Origin of the sequence: Allokutzneria sp. NRRL B-24872 (assembly GCF_002155965.1) — a bacterium.
GTDB lineage: Bacteria > Actinomycetota > Actinomycetes > Mycobacteriales > Pseudonocardiaceae > Allokutzneria.
On record NZ_MUMH01000112.1, the window covers coordinates 1 to 16473 of the forward strand.

The 16473-nt window shown below is 70.3% G+C and carries 18 protein-coding genes; 8 read left to right on the forward strand and 10 right to left on the reverse strand.

Going from position 1 to position 16473, the window contains the following annotated elements; genetic code table 11:
- The first annotated feature begins 124 nt into the window (after positions 1-124).
- The 5 genes from CCN37_RS26635 to CCN37_RS26655 all read left to right on the forward strand — a co-directional run bounded on the left by CCN37_RS26635 (position 125) and on the right by CCN37_RS26655 (position 4203).
- Positions 125-1021 (forward strand): RecB family exonuclease, encoded by an 897-nt coding sequence (locus CCN37_RS26635; RefSeq protein ID WP_086826004.1) that lies wholly within the window; start codon positions 125-127, stop codon positions 1019-1021.
- A gap of 106 nt (positions 1022-1127) precedes the next feature.
- A complete protein-coding gene (locus CCN37_RS26640; RefSeq protein ID WP_086825963.1) occupies positions 1128-1733 on the forward strand; it encodes a glycoside hydrolase family 25 protein in 606 nt (201 codons plus the stop codon).
- Positions 1734-1769: 36 nt separating this feature from the next.
- The gene (locus CCN37_RS26645) at positions 1770-2069 is read left to right on the forward strand and encodes a holin (RefSeq protein ID WP_086825966.1); all 300 of its coding nucleotides are present in this window, start codon (positions 1770-1772) and stop codon (positions 2067-2069) included.
- 102 nt (positions 2070-2171) lie between these two features.
- The gene (locus tag CCN37_RS26650) at positions 2172-2927 is read left to right on the forward strand and encodes a PDZ domain-containing protein (protein WP_143261825.1); all 756 of its coding nucleotides are present in this window, start codon (positions 2172-2174) and stop codon (positions 2925-2927) included.
- 82 nt (positions 2928-3009) lie between these two features.
- Positions 3010-4203, forward strand: coding sequence for a galactose oxidase (locus CCN37_RS26655; protein WP_086825972.1), 1194 nt, complete (start codon positions 3010-3012; stop codon positions 4201-4203).
- A 3-nt stretch (positions 4204-4206) separates the two neighbouring features.
- Here the strand turns inward: CCN37_RS26655 and hisG are convergent, their stop codons facing one another.
- Together hisG and CCN37_RS26665 are read right to left on the reverse strand one after the other, a co-directional pair.
- Positions 4207-5055 carry an ATP phosphoribosyltransferase gene (gene hisG, locus CCN37_RS26660; protein ID WP_086825973.1) on the reverse strand — a complete coding sequence of 283 codons (849 nt, stop codon included), beginning with the start codon at positions 5053-5055 and terminating at the stop codon, positions 4207-4209.
- A 36-nt stretch (positions 5056-5091) separates the two neighbouring features.
- Positions 5092-5355 carry a phosphoribosyl-ATP diphosphatase gene (locus CCN37_RS26665; RefSeq protein WP_086825974.1) on the reverse strand — a complete coding sequence of 88 codons (264 nt, stop codon included), beginning with the start codon at positions 5353-5355 and terminating at the stop codon, positions 5092-5094.
- A gap of 99 nt (positions 5356-5454) precedes the next feature.
- Here CCN37_RS26665 and CCN37_RS26670 point away from each other — a divergent pair, with 99 nt between their 5' ends.
- Entirely contained in the window at positions 5455-6015 is a 561-nt protein-coding gene (locus tag CCN37_RS26670) for a GrpB family protein (RefSeq protein WP_086825975.1), read from the forward strand.
- On the opposite strand, the gene CCN37_RS26675 is transcribed toward CCN37_RS26670, so the two are convergent.
- The 8 genes from CCN37_RS26675 to metH form a co-directional block, all read right to left on the reverse strand.
- On the reverse strand, positions 5993-6667 hold the full coding sequence (locus CCN37_RS26675; protein WP_086825976.1) for an ESX secretion-associated protein EspG: 675 nt from the start codon (positions 6665-6667) through the stop codon (positions 5993-5995). The genes CCN37_RS26670 and CCN37_RS26675 overlap by 23 nt on opposite strands.
- Positions 6668-6669: 2 nt before the next feature.
- Positions 6670-7872, reverse strand: a complete 1203-nt coding sequence (locus CCN37_RS42190) for a hypothetical protein (RefSeq protein ID WP_086825977.1) — start codon at positions 7870-7872, stop codon at positions 6670-6672.
- A gap of 3 nt (positions 7873-7875) precedes the next feature.
- The gene (locus CCN37_RS26685) at positions 7876-8430 is read right to left on the reverse strand and encodes a DUF3558 domain-containing protein (protein WP_210408217.1); all 555 of its coding nucleotides are present in this window, start codon (positions 8428-8430) and stop codon (positions 7876-7878) included.
- Between the two features lie 29 nt (positions 8431-8459).
- The gene (locus tag CCN37_RS39230) at positions 8460-8870 is read right to left on the reverse strand and encodes a hypothetical protein (protein WP_143261826.1); all 411 of its coding nucleotides are present in this window, start codon (positions 8868-8870) and stop codon (positions 8460-8462) included.
- A gap of 38 nt (positions 8871-8908) precedes the next feature.
- Positions 8909-9499, reverse strand: a complete 591-nt coding sequence (locus tag CCN37_RS26690; protein WP_086825979.1) for a DUF3558 domain-containing protein — start codon at positions 9497-9499, stop codon at positions 8909-8911.
- Positions 9499-9822 (reverse strand): hypothetical protein, encoded by a 324-nt coding sequence (locus CCN37_RS26695; protein WP_086825980.1) that lies wholly within the window; start codon positions 9820-9822, stop codon positions 9499-9501. Before CCN37_RS26695 ends, CCN37_RS26690 begins: the two co-directional genes overlap by 1 nt.
- A 141-nt stretch (positions 9823-9963) precedes the next feature.
- Positions 9964-10644 (reverse strand): HAD family phosphatase, encoded by a 681-nt coding sequence (locus tag CCN37_RS26700; RefSeq protein WP_246843336.1) that lies wholly within the window; start codon positions 10642-10644, stop codon positions 9964-9966.
- 11 nt (positions 10645-10655) lie between these two features.
- Complete coding sequence (metH, locus tag CCN37_RS26705; protein WP_086825981.1) at positions 10656-14213, reverse strand: methionine synthase; 3558 nt, start codon at positions 14211-14213, stop codon at positions 10656-10658.
- A gap of 220 nt (positions 14214-14433) precedes the next feature.
- Here metH and CCN37_RS26710 point away from each other — a divergent pair, with 220 nt between their 5' ends.
- Both CCN37_RS26710 and CCN37_RS26715 read left to right on the forward strand, forming a co-directional pair.
- Entirely contained in the window at positions 14434-15354 is a 921-nt protein-coding gene (locus CCN37_RS26710; protein ID WP_371505080.1) for a PAC2 family protein, read from the forward strand.
- Positions 15351-16463, forward strand: a complete 1113-nt coding sequence (locus CCN37_RS26715; protein WP_210408218.1) for an MFS transporter — start codon at positions 15351-15353, stop codon at positions 16461-16463. Before CCN37_RS26710 ends, CCN37_RS26715 begins: the two co-directional genes overlap by 4 nt.
- Positions 16464-16473: the final 10 nt, after the last annotated feature.

Genomic DNA, 16473 nt, shown 5'->3' on the forward strand with positions numbered 1-16473 from the left:
CTTGTCGGGGGTCTGGCCTAGGGTGCGGGGCGTGGCGGAGATCGCGAACGACCCCCCAGCCGGTTCCGCGCCGGAGGAGACGTCCGGACCGGCGGGCCCGGCTCCGACGGCGGCCCCGGCTGAGATGGGGAATCCGGCGGCGGGGAGCCCGGCGGAGGAACGCGGGGCGCGGCGGCCGGTTCGGCGGCCGGCGCTGTCGCCGTCACGGGCCAGCGACTTCAAGCAGTGCCCGCTGCTGTACCGCTTCCGCGCGGTGGACCGGTTGCCGGAGAAGGCGACCAGGGCACAGGTCCGCGGCACGGTCGTGCACTCCGTGCTGGAGCGGCTCTTCGGGATGCCCGCGCGGCAACGCGTGCCGGACACCGCCAAGGGGCTCGTGGAACCGTCCTGGGCCGACCTGCTGACCGAGCGCCCGGAACTGCTGGCGGAGATGTTCGAGAGCTCCGAGGACCCCGAACTCGCGGAGTGGCTGGACTCGGCGAAGTCCCTTGTGGACGGTTACTTCCTGCTGGAGGACCCGCGCAGGCTCGAACCCGACGCGTGCGAGCAACTGGTGGAGACCGAGCTGCCGTCGGGGGTGCTGCTGCGCGGCTACATCGACCGCATCGACGTGGCGCCCACCGGCGAGATCCGCGTCGTGGACTACAAGACCGGCGCGGCGCCCCGCGAGATCGGCGAGGCCAAGGCGCTGTTCCAGATGAAGTTCTACGCGCTGGTGCTCTGGCGGCTGCGCGGAGTCGTGCCGAGGCAGCTGCTGCTGATGTACCTCGCCGACCGGCAGAACCTGGCCTACACCCCCGACGAAGGGGAACTGCTGCGCTTCGAGCGCACCCTCGACGCGATCTGGCAGGCGATCCTGCGCGCCGGGCGCACCGGCGACTTCCGGCCGAATCCCGGAAAACTGTGCGCTTTCTGCGACCACCAGGCGCTGTGCCCGTCCTTCGGCGGCACTCCCCCGCCCTACCCCGGATGGCCGGAACCCGACGCCGGAACCGAGACGATGGCCGATCGGGCGGATTGACGACCGCGCGAAAGTGCGGCCTTTCCCCTCGGTAGGCGGTATTCGGCGAGGGTGGTGCCAAGGTATCCATGAATGGCACCCCAATCGCTGTCTCGGGGGAGGGCGAATGAGCTCTGGAATCGACGTCTCACGACATCAGGACGTGAACTGGTACGGCGTCCGCGACGCCGGGTACGAGTGGGCCTACATCAAGGCGACCGAGGGAATCGGTTATGTGGACCCGGTTTTCGACGCACATCTGAACGCGGCCCGCTCGGTCGGCTTCACCGTCGGCGGCTACCACTTCGCCCGGCCGGACACCAACCCACCGGAGGCCGACGCCGAGCACTTCGCCACCGAGCTGAACGCGCGCGGCCTCGGCGGCGAGGGAAACCTGCCGCCCTGCCTGGACATCGAGCGCGACAACGGCGGCGACCTCGCCGAGTGGGTGCGGGTCTTCATCGCCGAGACCCGCAGGATCACCGGCCGGAACCAGATCATGGTCTACGCCAGCACCAGCTGGTTCCGCGACAAGCTCAACCCCGACCACTGGCTGGACGACGGCGTGCGGCTCTGGGTCGCCCACTACGGGCGCCCGCCCGGCCAGCCCGGCTACCTCACCGACAAGGTGTGCGCGCACCAGTACAGCGACACCGGACGGCTGCCGGGAATCGACGGACCCGTCGACCTGAACCTGTGCATGGTCGAGCTCGATCAGCTGACCGCGCACTGAAAACGGTAACGGCACAAAGGGAGAAAGGACACTCCTATGTGGACGAAACTGTTCTGGCTCGGTGCACTCGAGCGCGCGATCAAGACCTTCGCGCAGGCAGCGGTCGCGGTGCTCGCGGCCAACTCCGTCGGACTGCTGGACGCGCCGTGGGGAGCCGCGGCGTCGGCGGCGGGCATGGCGGCCGTGCTGTCGCTGCTGACCTCCATCGGCTCGGCGACCATCGGCGACCGCGACAGCCCGAGCCTGGTGCGCACCGCGGCGGCACCGGCCGGATCGGCGACGCTGACCAGCACCCCGCAGGCCAGCCCGACCGTTCCACCGGGACCGATGCCCTGAGCTGACGGGCGGGGGTCCAGCAGGCCCCCGCCCGCTCGGCTCCACTGTGGACCGCCAGACCTCGGCAGGGACTTCACGTGCGGTGCTTGTAGCGTGTGGAGCGTGAGCCGCCGCGTCGTGACCTTGGTGTTGAGTGCGTTGCTGGCCGCGGGACTGGCCCTCGGCTCGACCACCCTGACCGTGCCGTACGTGGCGCTCGGGCCCGGCGAGATCCGGGACACCCTGGCCTCGGTGGACGGCAGACCGGTCGTGGAGGTCACCGGAGCGCCCACCTTCCCGACGACGGGCTCGCTGTACCTGCCGACGGTCTCGGTCACCGACGACCTGACCCTCTACGACGCCGCGCGGATGTGGGCCTCCTCGCGCTTCGCGCTCGCCCCGCGCGAGCAGATCTTCCCGCCGGACAAGACCTTCCAGCAGGTCCAGCAGGACAACACCAAGGCGTTCACCGGCTCGCAGTCGGTCGCCGAGGACGCGGCGCGCGCCTTCCTCAAGCCCGCTTCGCCGGTCACGGTCTCCGTCGGGATCAAGGACATCGGCGGCCCCTCGGCCGGGTTGATCTTCGCGTTGACCGTCGTGGACAAGCTGACCCCCGGCGACCTGCTCAAGGGGAAGTCCGTCGCGGGCACCGGCGAGATCAAGGCGGACGGCGCGGTCGGCGGCATCGGCGGCATCCGGATGAAGATGGTCGCTGCCAAGGAGATCGGCGCGACCGCCTTCCTGTCCCCTGCCGAGAACTGCAAGGAGGCGTTGCAGACCGTTCCGGACGGCCTGCGCCTGGTCAGGGTGAGCACCCTGACCGAGGCCGTCGCCGCGCTCACCGCGCTCGGCGAAGGCCGCGAAGCCCCCTCCTGCTGAGCCCCGCCGGGCTTGCCCCGGACCGGACGACGCTCTGGCCTGCGCGCTGGCCATCCCACGTCCTATGTCTGGAGGAGGCGGCATGGTCGGGTTCAGCAGGCGCGCGTTCGCGACGATGGCCACGCTGCTGCCGCTCACCCCGGGCACCGCGGCGGCGGAGCCCGCTGGCCGTGCGGACTGGGCGCGACTCGCCCCGCTGCCGCCGAATCCGACCGAGTGGCATCCGGCGATCCCCGTCGGCGAACCGCACTGGCGGCAGCTCGGCCTCGCCGGTCCGGTCGCGGGGGCGCACGCGGGGCACCTGATCGTCGCGGGCGGCGCGAACTTCCCGGAGCCCGCGAAGACCTCCAACCGGCGCAACGAGCTCGGCAAGGTCTACTGGAACGACGTGTTCGTCATGGCGCCCAACGGTTCCTGGCTGCCGACGACGTTCCGCTTGCCCAACAGCATCGCCTATTCCGCGTGCCTGAGCACCGAACGCGGGGTCCTCGTCATCGGCGGCGAAGGATTCCCTGGTGGCCCAAGCGGTTCCGCGCTCGCACCGGTGCGGAAGTTCGCTGAGGTCTTCTACCTGCGCTACAACTCGCGGCGGCACGCGATCGAGCAGGAGCAGCTGCCCCCCTTGCCGCGCCCGATGTCCTACGGCGTCGCCGGAATCGTCGACGACGTCGTGCACGTGGCCGAGGGAGCGGACTTCTACGCGCTCGACCTCGCCCGGCCTGGTGATGGTTGGCGGACGTTGCCGACCTGGCAGGGCGATCCGCGCTCGGTCGCGGTGGGCGCGGCCCACGACGGACGGTTCTACCTGCTCAGCGGGCGCGCGCAGACGACAACGGGCTGGCAGTTCTACCGCGACGCGCACGCCTACTCGCCACGTCGACGGAGCTGGCGACGCCTCGCCGAACTGCCGTGGTGCGTGACGGCCGGGCTGGCCTTCCCCGGCGAGGGCGGCCTGCTCGTGCTCGGCGGTGACCGCGATCTGGCGCGGTGGAACCTGATCCAGGAGCAGACCGCGCTGCGCGACCGCGAGCCGAAGGACTCCCCGCGCTGGCACGAGCACAACGACGTGATCACCTGGATCTACGACCACCACACCGGGTTCACCCCGGAGGTGCTGCGCTACGACGCGGCGCGGAACTCCTGGCACACCGCGGGGCACTTCCCCGGCCCGCCGCCCGCGACCACCCCCGCGGTGCTCTGGAACGGGCACCCCGTGGTGGCCAGCGGCGAGATCAGGCCGGGGGTGCGCACCCCGGCGGTGTGGCGGCTCGGCTAGTGCCTACAGCCGGCAGGAGCGGATGTCGGAGACCAGGATCGCCTTGGCCCCCAACGCGATCAGCCGGTCCATCACCAGGTTCGCGTCCTTGCGGGCGACCATGGCGCGCACCGCGACCCACTGCGGGTCGGCCAGCGGGGACATCGTCGGCGAGTCCAGGCCGGGCGTGATCTCCACCGCCGCGTCGAGCAGGTCCTGCGGGCAGTTGTAGTCCAGCATCATGTACTGCTGGGCGAACACCACGCCCTGCAACCGGCCGGCCAGCTGCGACTTCTCCGCCGAAGCTGGCGAGTTCGCGCGCTCGATGAGCACGCCCTCGGAGCGGCAGATCTCGTCCCCGAAGGCGACGAGGCCGTGCTGGCGCAGCGTGCGGCCGGAACCGACCACGTCGGCGACCGCGTCGGCGACGCCGAGCTGGATGGAGATCTCCACCGCGCCGTCGAGGCGGATCACCTCGGCGGCGGTGACGCCGTGCCGGGCCAGGTCGGTGCGGACCAGGCGGGGGTAGGCGGTGGCGATCCGCTTGCCCTCCAGGTCGCCGACCTTCCACTCGCGCCCGCTCGGCGCCGCGTAGCGGAAGGTGGAGAAGCCGAAGCCGAGCGAGAGCGACTCGGCGACCGGCGCGCCGGACTCCAGCGCGAGGTCGCGGCCGGTGATGCCCAGGTCCAGCTCGCCGGAGCCGACGTAGATGGCGATGTCCTTGGGGCGCAGGAAGAAGAACTCGACCTCGTTGACCGGGTCGAGCACGGTCAGGTCGCGCTGCTCATGCCGCTGCCGGTAGCCAGCCTCGGTGAGCATCTCGGAGGCGGCACCGGCCAGTGTGCCCTTGTTGGGCACAGCGACACGCAACATCGTTTCTTCTCCCTGTTCGCTGCTGGGGTTTCGGGTCTAGAGGTAGCGGTAGACGTCGTCGAGGCTGATGCCGCGGCCGATCATCAGCACCTGCAGGCGGTAGAGCAGCTGCGAGATCTCCTCGGAGAGCTGCTCGTCGGACTGGTACTCGGCGGCGATCCAGACCTCGCCCGCCTCCTCCAGCACCTTCTTGCCCTGCGCGTGCACACCGGCGTCCAGCGCGGCCACCGTGCCGGAGCCCTCCGGCCTGGTGGCTGCCCGTTCCGTCAGCTCCGCGAACAGCGCGTCGAACGTCTTCACGCCCTGAATCCTTTCATCCCACTAGACCGAACGGCTGCCTCGGGTGGTCGGCCTCACCCGGGTTATTCTGGTCGACTGCCCTCAGGAAGGAACTCGATCATGACCACCCCGTCCAGCGACGCCGAGATCATCGCCGCGAACGTGGACTTCGACCCCACGCACAACGCGGCGATCACCCTCGCCGAGTACGACCCCGAGTGGCCCGCGCTCTTCGAGCGGGAGGCGGAACGCCTGCGGTCGCTGCTCGGCGACGCGTTCGTCCTCGCCGAGCACACCGGCTCCACGTCCGTGCCCGGCCTGGCCGCGAAGCCGATCATCGACATGACCGTCGCGGTCGTCGACTCCGCGGACGAGGCCGCCTACGTGCCGCAGATGGAGGCAGCGGGGTACGTGCTGCGGGTGCGCGAGCCGGAGTGGTTCGAGCACCGCATGTTCAAGGGGCCGGACACCAACGTCAACCTGCACGTGTTCACTGCGGGGTGCTCAGAGATCGAGCGGATGACGCGCTTCCGCGACCACCTGCGCGCCAACGACTCCGACCGGGAGCTGTACGAGCGGACCAAGCGCGATCTGGCCGGGCGCACGTGGAAGTACGTGCAGAACTACGCCGACGCCAAGACCGAGGTGATCCAGGAGATCATGCGGCGCGCAGGCGGCTGACCAGGTCGCTCGCGGCGGCGGGACCGACGACCAGCCAGGGGTCCCCGGCGGCGTCGGCCCGTCGCACGCACAGGTAGCGCCCGCCTCCGGTGTCGAAGTAGTGCACCGACGCGCCGATGCCCTCGCGCGTGGTGCGGAGCATGAGGCCGCCACCGCTCCTCGGGCTCTCCAGCAGCGACCGGCAGCGCCGCAGTTCCAGCTCCTCGGGATGCGCCTGGACAAGCAGCGAATCCCGTGCGCGTGGGCGCTCGGGCACCGAGACCACCCCGCCTCGCCCCGGCGGCATCGGGGGCAGTGCCGAGACCAGCACCTCCGCCGCCCGCTCGGCGGGAGCCGTCTCCAGCGTGACGTGCCCCGGCTCCACCACCACGCGCAGCGCGGCCCGCTGACCAGCCGCGACGTGCGCCGAACAGCTCCGCTCCACGCCGCCGAACCAGCCGGAGTACTCCACCGACGGCGCGCGCAGCAACGACATCTCCGCCGCCAGATCGCCGTGCGGCTCCAGTTCCCGCCACGCCAGCTGTTCCAACTCCTGCCGCTCCTGGGCCGTTCTGCCCGGCGAGGGCACCATCGCCAGCGCGGGCGGTTTCGTGCCGAGGCCGTGCCACTGCCACAGCACGTCGAAGGCCAGCGCGGAAATCGTCACCCGCATGTTCAGGGCTCCTCACCGATGACGGGCGGAGCGACCTTCTGCATGTCGTTGGTGAACACGTCGTCGACCTCCACCAACCACGACGGGCGCTGGTGCTCCTCGTCCTCCGCGCCACCCGCCTGCCCGCCCATCGGCCCCGCCATGGGCGCTCCGCCCGGCTTCGCCGCTGCCCGTGCCGCCGGGGTCATCCCCGCGACACCGCGCCCGGTCTCTCCGCGCCCCGTTTCGCCCAGCGTGCCGCGCCCGGCGCCTTGTCCTGCTTGTCCTGCTTGTCCTGCTTGTCCTGCGCCCAGCCTGCTGCCGCCCGCGCCCCTGGCGCTCCCCGCGTCGCCAGCTCCACCTGCTCCCAGCGCGAGCCCGCCCATCGCTCCCAGGCCACCGATCGCTCCGCCGAGCCCCTGGTCCGTGGCACCGCTCTGGCCCCCGGATTCCGGTCGCCACGGCTGCGGGCCCGCTTGGCCGTGCTGCGGCGGAGGAGGCACGAAGGAGGCGCTCTCCGACTCGCCGCGCTGTCCCGTGCCGCCCTGTTCCGCGCCGCTTCCTCCGGCCCCTTGCCAGCCTCCGCCCAGGTCACCGCCACCGCCGCCTCGTGGACCGCGTCCTTCTGGTGGCAGGCGTGGAGGGCTCGGATCACGCGGCGGCGCTTCCGGCGGCTTCACCTCTCCGCCCGCGCCGCCGGGCGGGCTGAACTCCGGCATCGCCTGGACCGCCGTGTTGGAGCTCGTCCCGTAGCCCTCCGCCACCCGGACGTTGTGCTCCAGGTTCGCCACCCACCGCTGCATCGTCTTCACGTATTGCGACGCGTCGGGAGCTCCACTGAGCCCGACCGTGAACTGCTTCGTGTCCGGGACCGGGCTCGGCGGCTCGACGCTGTTCTTGGCGCGGAAGAACGCGTCGCGCAACAGCGCCACCTGCTTCTGCGTACCGTCCGCGACCTGCTTGATCCCGTCCGCCCACGCCACCATCGGGCTCATCCCGCCCCTGGCGGACTCCGCGGCGCCGCCCGTCCAGAACGCCCGCGACTCCTCGACCCCCGCCTTGAGGATGCTGTGCACCTCCGCGTGGATCGTGGTGATCCGCTTCAGCGTGTCCTCCGCGATCGAGCACGCGGCCTGCGGCCCCGGCCCTCCGTGGAACCAGTTGTAGATCGTCTGCGAGTCGTAGCCCGCCGGCCGCGCCTCACCCACGATGGTCTTGGTGAACACCGCTCAGCTCCCCGCCTTCAACTTCTCCAACACCCACAACGCCACCTTGTCCGCGGGCTTGCACGGCTGCTCGTAGTCCGCGTTCGGCCGGTGTGCAGACGCAGCCACCTGATAGGCGACAAGCGGAGCGATACCCACGGTCGTGAAACAGCTGCCTTCCGGCGTCGTGGTCCCGATCGGCGTCTTGTTGTCACCGTTGATCGCCGGGTACCCACCGATCGTGGTCTCCGCGAAGTAGCCCCAGTCGCGGCGCTGGTAAATCGGAACAAGACCAGCGCCGTTCACGAACAGCGTGACCGAGATACCGGTGTCCATCGACTTGTCGGCCTCCCACGTGCAGTTGGGGCCGAGTGGGTACGACGTCACCTTGCCCGGATCCGTAATGATGCCGATCGTCGCCAACTGGTCTCGCGAGAGTAGATCGCAGGGCCTGGCAACGAACTTGTCGTAGGACAGTTCGGGCTGCGTGAACGGCGGCGGAACGGTGCTGTCAGGGCCGCGAACGACTTCCATCGGCTGCCCCACCGTCGCCTGACCGCAACCCGCAGCCACCAACACGAACGTGCAGCACAACCAGCGTCCTCGCATCAAACACCCCGACCAAACCTGCGACGGTTCCGCTCCTCGGCGTCCTGATAGATCTTCAGCGACGCCTCCAACTTCGCGATCAAGCCATCCAACTGCGCGATCGCTCCCTCGTTCGCCCACGAGTAGCCGCCGGGCTCGGGCCCCAGCCTCTTCATGATCACCTCCACCGCAGCGATGCTGTAAGGGTCATGAGGCAGAGGCGCATGCCCAAACTGATAGTGAAGGTTGCGCAGGCTCGTCAGCTTGGCTCGTGCTTCGCGCAAGGCCCGGATGAGACGTGGAGCTCCGTCAGGATCGACGGTGTAGCCGCCGCTCGAACCCACACCACCAACGCTGACCTGCGGTATCTCCGCCGACTCGACATACGGACCGCCTTGGCCAGCCCCCGGTGTCATCCCCGATCCAGACATCGTCAGTCCTCCCCTGCGATGGTCTTGGTGAACACCGCTCAGCCCCCCGCCTTCAGCTTCTCCAACACCCACAACGCCACCTTGTCCGCAGGCTTGCACGGCTGCTCGTAGTCCGCATTCGGCCTGTGCGCCGACACGGCCACCTGATAAGCGACCAGCGGAGCGATCCCCACGGTCGTGAAACAAGTGGCTTCCGGCGTCGTGGTCCCGATCGGCGTCTTGTTGTCGGTGTTGATCGCCGGGTAACCACCGATCGTGATCTCCGCGAAGTAGCCCCAATCACTGCGCTGGCGCTGGTACGCAGGAACCAGGCCAGCGCCGTTCACGAACAGCGTGACCGCGATACCGGTGTCCATCGACTTGTCGGCCTCCCACGCGCAGTTGGGACCGAGGGGGTACGCCGAGACCTTGCCTGGGTCGGTGATGATGCCGATCGACGCCAACTGCTCTCGCGAGAGCAGATCGCAGGGCCTGGAAACGAACTTGTCGTAGGACAGGACGGGTTGTGTGAACGGCGGCGGGCCCGAGCCGCCGGGGCCGCTGACGACTTCCGTTGGCTGTCCCGCCATGACCTGACTGCAGCCCGACACCACGAGAACGAACGTGAAGCACAACAGGCGACGCCGCATCACACCCCCCGACCGAACCGGCGACGGTTCCGTTCCTCGGCGTCCCGATAGATCTTCAGTGACGCCTCCAACTTCGCGATCAAAGCGTCCAGTTGCACGATCGCTGCTGTGTTCGCCCACACGTATCCCCCGGGCTCTGGCCCGAGTCGTCGTTTGATCGCCTCCACCGCAGCGATGCTGTACGGATCAACAGGCATAGGCACATGCCCAAACTGCTCCTGGAGCCTGCCGAGGCTCGCCAGTTTGTCTCGCGCCTCGCGCAAGGCGCGGATGAGGCGCGGGGCGCCGTCGGGATCGACGGTGTAGCCACCACTCGAACCCACGCCACCAACGCTGACCTGCGGAATTATCGTTGACTCCGCGTACGGGCCACCCTGGTCAGCCCCCGGTGCCGTCCCTGATCCGGACATCGTCCAGCCCTCCCCCTGTGCGCTCCCCGCAACCAGGAAAGCAGATCGGGAGAATCAGCGGGACAGGAGCGCGGTCAATTCGGCGAGGTCCACTCCGACAAGCGATTCGCGGAATATCCGGCGTTCGCCTGAATTCACCGGGACGTCGCAGGGAATCACCAGAACGGTGGCTCCGGAAGCGACTCCGGCGGTGACCCCGGTCGGGGAGTCCTCGACGACGACGCAGCGGGTGATGTCGACGCCGAGGCGGGCGGCGGCGGTCAGGTAGGGCTCCGGATCGGGCTTGGGGTTGGTGACCTCGTCGCCGCAGACGGTGAGGTCGAAGTGCTCGCGGCCGATGGTGTCGAGGGCGATCTCGGTCAGCTCGCGGACGGTGGAGGTGACGAGCGCGGTGGGGACGCCGCTGGAGCGGATCGCGCGCAGCGCCTCGGGGGCGCCGGGGCGCCACGGCAGCCCGGCGGCGAACAGCTCACCGGTGCGCGCGATGAGCCAGTCACCGGCCTCGGTGAGCGCGGCGGGCTCGGGCGGGCGGCCGAGTGCGGCGAAGAGCAGGCGCAGGGTGCGTTCCTGGTTGGAGCCGACCATCTCCGCCCTGGTCTCGGCGGACAGCTCGCCGCCGAGGCGGACCGCGAGCTCGGCCAGCGGGATGTCCCAGATCTTCTCCGAGTCCACGAGCGTGCCGTCCATGTCCCACAGCACGGCCGCCGGGCCGTCCACAAAGGACGGTCTGGTCACGGTGTTCTCCTCTACGCGTTGAAGTACTTGGCTTCGCGGTGGTGCAGCACGAAGGCGTCGGTGGACTGCTCGGGGTGCAACTGCAGTTCCTCGGACAGGGCGACGCCGATCCGGCCGGGCTCCAGCAGGTCGACGAGCTTGGCGCGGTCCTCCAGGTCCGGGCACGCGCCGTAGCCGAGGGAGTAGCGGGCGCCGCGGTAGCCGAGCTTGAAGAACTCCTCGACGTCGTCGGGGTCCTCCGCGGCGACCGTGCCGCCGTCGGGCCAGACCAGCTCCTCGCGGATGCGCTTGTGCCAGTACTCCGCGAGGGCTTCGGTCAGCTGAACGCCGAGCCCGTGCACTTCGAGGTAGTCGCGGTAGGCGTCCTTGGCGAAGAGCTCGTTGGCGAAGTCGGCGATCGGCTGGCCCATGGTGACGAGGTGGAACGGCAGCACGTCGACCTCGTCGGCGGCGACGGCGAGCTCGCGCGGGCGGAGGAAGTCGGCGATGCAGAGCCTGCGGTCGCGGCGCTGACGGGGGAACTCGAAGGTGTGCCGCACGGGCGCGTCGGGACGCGGTTCGGTCAGCACGTGCACGGCGTTTCCCTCTGCCACAACGGGAAAGTAGCCGTAGACGACCGCGGCGTGCTGGAGGATGTTCTCCGTCGACAGGCGCTCCAGCCAGTACCGCAGTCGCGGGCGGCCCTCGGTCTCCACCAGCTCCTCGTAGCTCGGGCCGTCGCCGCCGCGGCTGCCGCGCAGGCCCCACTGGCCGAGGAAGGTGGCGCGCTCGTCCAGCAGCGCGGAGTAGTCGGCGAGCGGAACGCCTTTGACCACACGGGTTCCCCAGAACGGCGGGCTCGGCAGCGGCAGGTCGACCGCCACGTCCGAGCGCCCGAGGTCGGCGGCGGGCTCGGGCGCGGCGGCCCTGCGCTGCTCGGCGATGCGGCGCGAGCGCTCGTGGCGGGCCCTGCGCTCGGCGGCCTTGGCCAGTTCTTCCTGGGAGAGAACGGGATCAGCACCGCCGCGCTTGGTCGCCATGATCGCGTCCATCAGCCGCAGGCCCTCGAAGGCGTCCCTGGCGTAGCGGACGTCGCCCTGGTAGACCTCGGACAGGTCGTTCTCCACGTAGGAGCGGGTCAGCGCGGCGCCGCCGAGCAGGACCGGCCACCGCACGGCCACTCCTCGGGAGTTCATCTCCTGGAGGTTCTCCTTCATGATCACCGTGGACTTGACCAGCAGCCCGGACATGCCGATCACGTCGGCGCCGTGCTCGGCGGCGGCGTCCAGGATGGTGCTGATCGGCTGCTTGATGCCGATGTTCACCACGTCGTAGCCGTTGTTGGACAGGATGATGTCCACCAGGTTCTTGCCGATGTCGTGCACGTCGCCCTTGACGGTGGCCAGCAGCAGCCTGCCCTTGCCGTCATCGTCGGTGCGGTCCATGTGCGGTTCGAGGTGCGCGACGCTGGCCTTCATCACCTCGGCGGACTGGAGCACGAACGGCAGCTGCATCTGCCCGGAGCCGAACAGCTCACCGACGGTCTTCATGCCGCCGAGCAGCGTGTCGTTGATGATCTGCAAGGCCGGGCGCTGCTCCAGTGCCGCGTCGAGATCGGCCTCCAAGCCCTTGCGCTCGCCGTCGACGATGCGCCGTTCCAGCCGCTCGAACAGCGGCAGCGCGGCCAACTCCTGCGCGCGGGTCTCCTTTGAGGAGGACGCGGTGACGCCATCGAACAGCTCCATGAAGCGCTGCAACGGGTCGTAACCCTCGCGGCGGCGGTCGTGGACGAGATCGAGTGCGACCGCGCGCTGCTCGTCGGGAATGCGCGCCATCGGCAAGATCTTCGAGGAGTGCGCGATGGCTGTGGTCAGCCCGGCTTGGACGCACTCGTGCAGGAACACCGAGTTGAGCACCTGGCGCGCGGCGGGGTTGAGGCCGAAGGAGATGTTGGACAGGCCGAGGGTGGTCTGCACCTCGGGGAAGCGGCGGTTCAGCTCGCGGATCGCCTCGATGGTCTCGACGCCGTCGCGCCGGACCTCCTCCTGGCCGGTGGAGATCGGGAAGGTCAGCGTGTCCACCACGATGTCGCTGACGCGCATGCCCCAGTTGGTGGTGAGGTCCTCGATCAGCCGCGCGGCGACCCGGACCTTCCACTCGGCGGTGCGGGCCTGGCCCTGCTCGTCGATGCACAACGCGACGACGGCGGCGCCGTGCTCCTGGACGTGCCGCATGATCCGCTGGAAGCGCGAGTCCGGGCCCGCGCCGTCCTCGTAGTTGACGGAGTTGACGATGCTGCGCCCGCCGAGCCGTTCCAGGCCCGCGCGCAGCACCTCCGGCTCGGTCGAGTCGAGCATGATCGGCAGCGTCGAGGCCGTGGCCAGCCTGCCCGCGAGCTCCGACATGTCCTCGGTGCCGTCGCGGCCGACGTAGTCCACGCAGAGGTCGAGCATGTGCGCGCCGTCGCGGGTCTGGCCGCGCGCGATCTCCACGCAGTCCTCGAGCTTGCCGGAGAGCATCGCCTCGCGGAAGGCCTTGGAGCCGTTGGCGTTCGTGCGCTCGCCGATCATCAGCACAGAGGCGTCCTGCTGGAAGGGCACCGCCTGGTACACCGAGGAGGCGCCCGGCTCCGGGCGGGGGCGGCGGCGCGCGGGGGTGAGGTCTCCGGCGATCTCCGCGATGGCCCGCACGTGCTCGGGGGTGGTGCCGCAGCAGCCGCCGAGCAGGCGGACACCGAACTCCGTCGCGAAGCCCGCGAGCGCTTCGGCCAGCTCGTCCGCGCCGAGCGGGTACACCGCGCCGTCCGGGCCGAGCTGCGGCAGGCCCGCGTTGGGCATCACCGACAGCGGGACGCGGGAGTGCTTGGACAGCTGACGCAGGTGCTCGCTCATCTCGGCGGGCCCGGTGGCGCAGTTGAGGCCGATGAGGTCGATGCCGAGCGGTTCGAGGGCGGTGAGCGCGGCGCCGATCTCGCTGCCGACCAGCATCGTGCCGGTGGTCTCCACGGTGACGTGGGCGATGATCGGGACGGCGCGGCCCCGCTCGGCCATGGCCCGCTTGCAGCCGATGATCGCGGCCTTGGCTTGCAGCAGGTCCTGGCAGGTCTCCACCAGCATCACGTCGACGCCGCCGACGAGCATGCCCCGCGCCTGCTCCTGGTAGGCGTCGCGGAGCTTGGCGAAGCGCACGTGGCCGAGAGTGGGCAGCTTCGTGCCGGGCCCGATCGAGCCGAGCACGAACCTGGGGCGCTCGGCCGTGGCGAACTCGTCGGCGACCCCGCGCGCGATCCTGGCCCCGGCCTCGGCCAGTTCGAAGATCCGCTCGGGGCAGTCGTACTCGGCCAGGTTCGCCCAGTTCGCGCCGAAGGTGTTGGTCTCCACCGCGTCGGCCCCTGCCTCGAAGTAGGCGCGGTGCACCGAGGCCACGACCTCGGGCCGGGTCACGTTGAGCACCTCGTTACAGCCCTCCAGCCCCTGGAAGTCCTCCAGGGTCAGCGGCCACGACTGCAACATGGTGCCCATCGCCCCGTCGCCGACCAGAACGCGCTGGTCAAGGACGTCGAGAAACGGCGATGCGACGCGATCGGCCATACCCCGAGCGTAGTGGCAGCACCTCGGGCGAGCCCACGCTGAGGACACCGGCGTCCGCCCAGTGGGACCGAACGTGCTGAATGACTCATTTGTGTGGTTGAGCGTCCTCAATGACTCATTCAGTCCGTTCAAGTACCTCAATGAGTCATTCAGCGCATGAGGCGCGCGGGTTGTGGCGGCGGTGGACAAAGTGGTCGGTGCGGGGTCGTAGGCTGGCGCGGTGACAGATCCAGACCTCACGAGCGGCGCACACGGGGCCACCGGCGACCCGGGCGGGCTGCCGAAGCTGAACAACCCGGTGATGGTGGCGGCGTTCGAGGGGTGGAACGACGCCGGCGACGCGGCGAGCACCGCGATCGAGCACCTGCTGCTGATCTGGGACGCGGCCCCGCTCGCCGAGATCGACCCCGACGAGTACTACGACTTCCAGGTCAGCAGGCCGTCGGTGAAGAACGTCGACGGGGTGACCAGGCGGATCGAGTGGCCGACGACGCGGTTGTCGGTGTGCCGCCCGCCCGGCTCCGACCGCGACATCGTGCTGGTGCACGGCATCGAGCCGAACATGCGCTGGCGCGCCTTCTGCGCGGAGCTGCTGCGCTACGTCAACGAGCTGGAGATCACCACGGTGATCACCCTCGGCGCGCTGCTGATGGACAACCCGCACACGCGCCCGGTGCCGGTGACCGGGACGGCCTACGACGCGGAGTCGGCGGCCAGGTACTCGCTGGAGCGCTCGCGCTACGAGGGCCCGACCGGGATCGTCGGCGTGTTCCAGGACGCGTGCGTGCAGTCCGGGGTGCCCGCGATCTCCTTCTGGGCCGCGGTCCCGCACTACGTCTCGCAGCCGCCCGCGCCCAAGACCACGCTGGCGCTGCTGCACCGCGTCGAGGACGTGCTGGACGTGGAGGTCCCGCTCGGCGCGCTGCCGGAGCAGGCCGAGGAGTGGGAGCAGACGGTCAGCGAGATGGCCGAGGAGGACGAGGACGTGCGCGACTACGTCCGGTCCCTGGAGGAGCGCGGTGACGAGGACACCAAGCTCACCGAGCTGAGCGAGGCCAGCGGGGACGCGATCGCCGCCGAGTTCGAGCGCTACCTGCGCAGGCGGTGGGGCGGGGACGGGCCACCACGACCGGGGCTGTGAGGTCCTCCTGGCTGACGGCCGGGCTGTACGCGGGCGGGTTCCTGGGGCCCTTCGGCGGCGGAGTGGTCACCGCGATGCTGCCCGAACTGGGCGAGGCGTTCGGCGTCTCGGCCGGGGCTGCTTCGGCGTCGCTGACCGTCTACATGATCCCGTTCGCGGCGCTCATGCTGGTGTCGGGAACCTACGGCGAGCGCTGGGGTGCCCGGCGCACCGTGGTGCTGGCCTACGTCGTGTACACGGCGGCGTCGGTGTGCTGCGCGCTCGCCCAGTCCGAGGCGTTGTTCCTCGCCGGGCGGGCGGTTCAGGGCGCGGCGAACGCGTTCACCACGCCGTTGTTGCTGTCGGCGGTCGCGGCCGTCACCGCGCCGGAACGGCTCGGCAGGGCGCTGGGGTGGTTCGCCTCGATGCAGGCGGCGGGGCAGACGTTCTCACCGCTGGTGGGCGGGTTCGCGGCTGAGCTGTCGTGGCGCTTTGCCTTCGTCGGGGTCGCTGTCGTGTCCGCGGCGCTGGCCGTTCTCGGTGTGCCGCAAGGGGAATCGACGAGCCGCCCGAGCCTGCGCAGCGCATGGCGGCCCCGCGTGCTGCGCTCGGGGTTCGTGGCGATGGTGTGCTGGGGCTGCCTCGGCGGGCTGTCCTTCCTGGTCTCCCTGCGGCTCGTGGACACCTTCGAGCTGGGCGCGGGAGCCCGGGGCGCGCTGCTGACCGGCTTCGGCGTGTGCGGGTTGCTGACGGCGCGCGCGGTGGGCCGGGCGGTCGACCGGTTCGGCTCGACGCGCTGCGTCCTGGTGGGCGCGCTCGTCGGCGGCGTGCTCGTGGTGTCCGTCGGAGTGCTGCCGTGGCTGCCGACGGTCGCGCTCGCGTGGGCCTTCGCGGGCACGGCGACGCAGCTGATGCTGGTCGGCCTCAACGCGATCGTGCTGACCTCGCACGGCGGGAACCGGGGTGGGGCGATCTCGGTGGTGCAGTCGCTGCGCTTCCTCGGCGGAGCGCTCTCCCCCGCCGCGCTCGTCCCCGTCTACCACCTCAGCCACGGCGCGGCGTTCGTGCTGCCCGCGGTGGTGCTCGCGCTCAGCGCTCCCGCCGTGCTGCCCCGTTCCGGCGGTCCGTGAACGTAGGCTT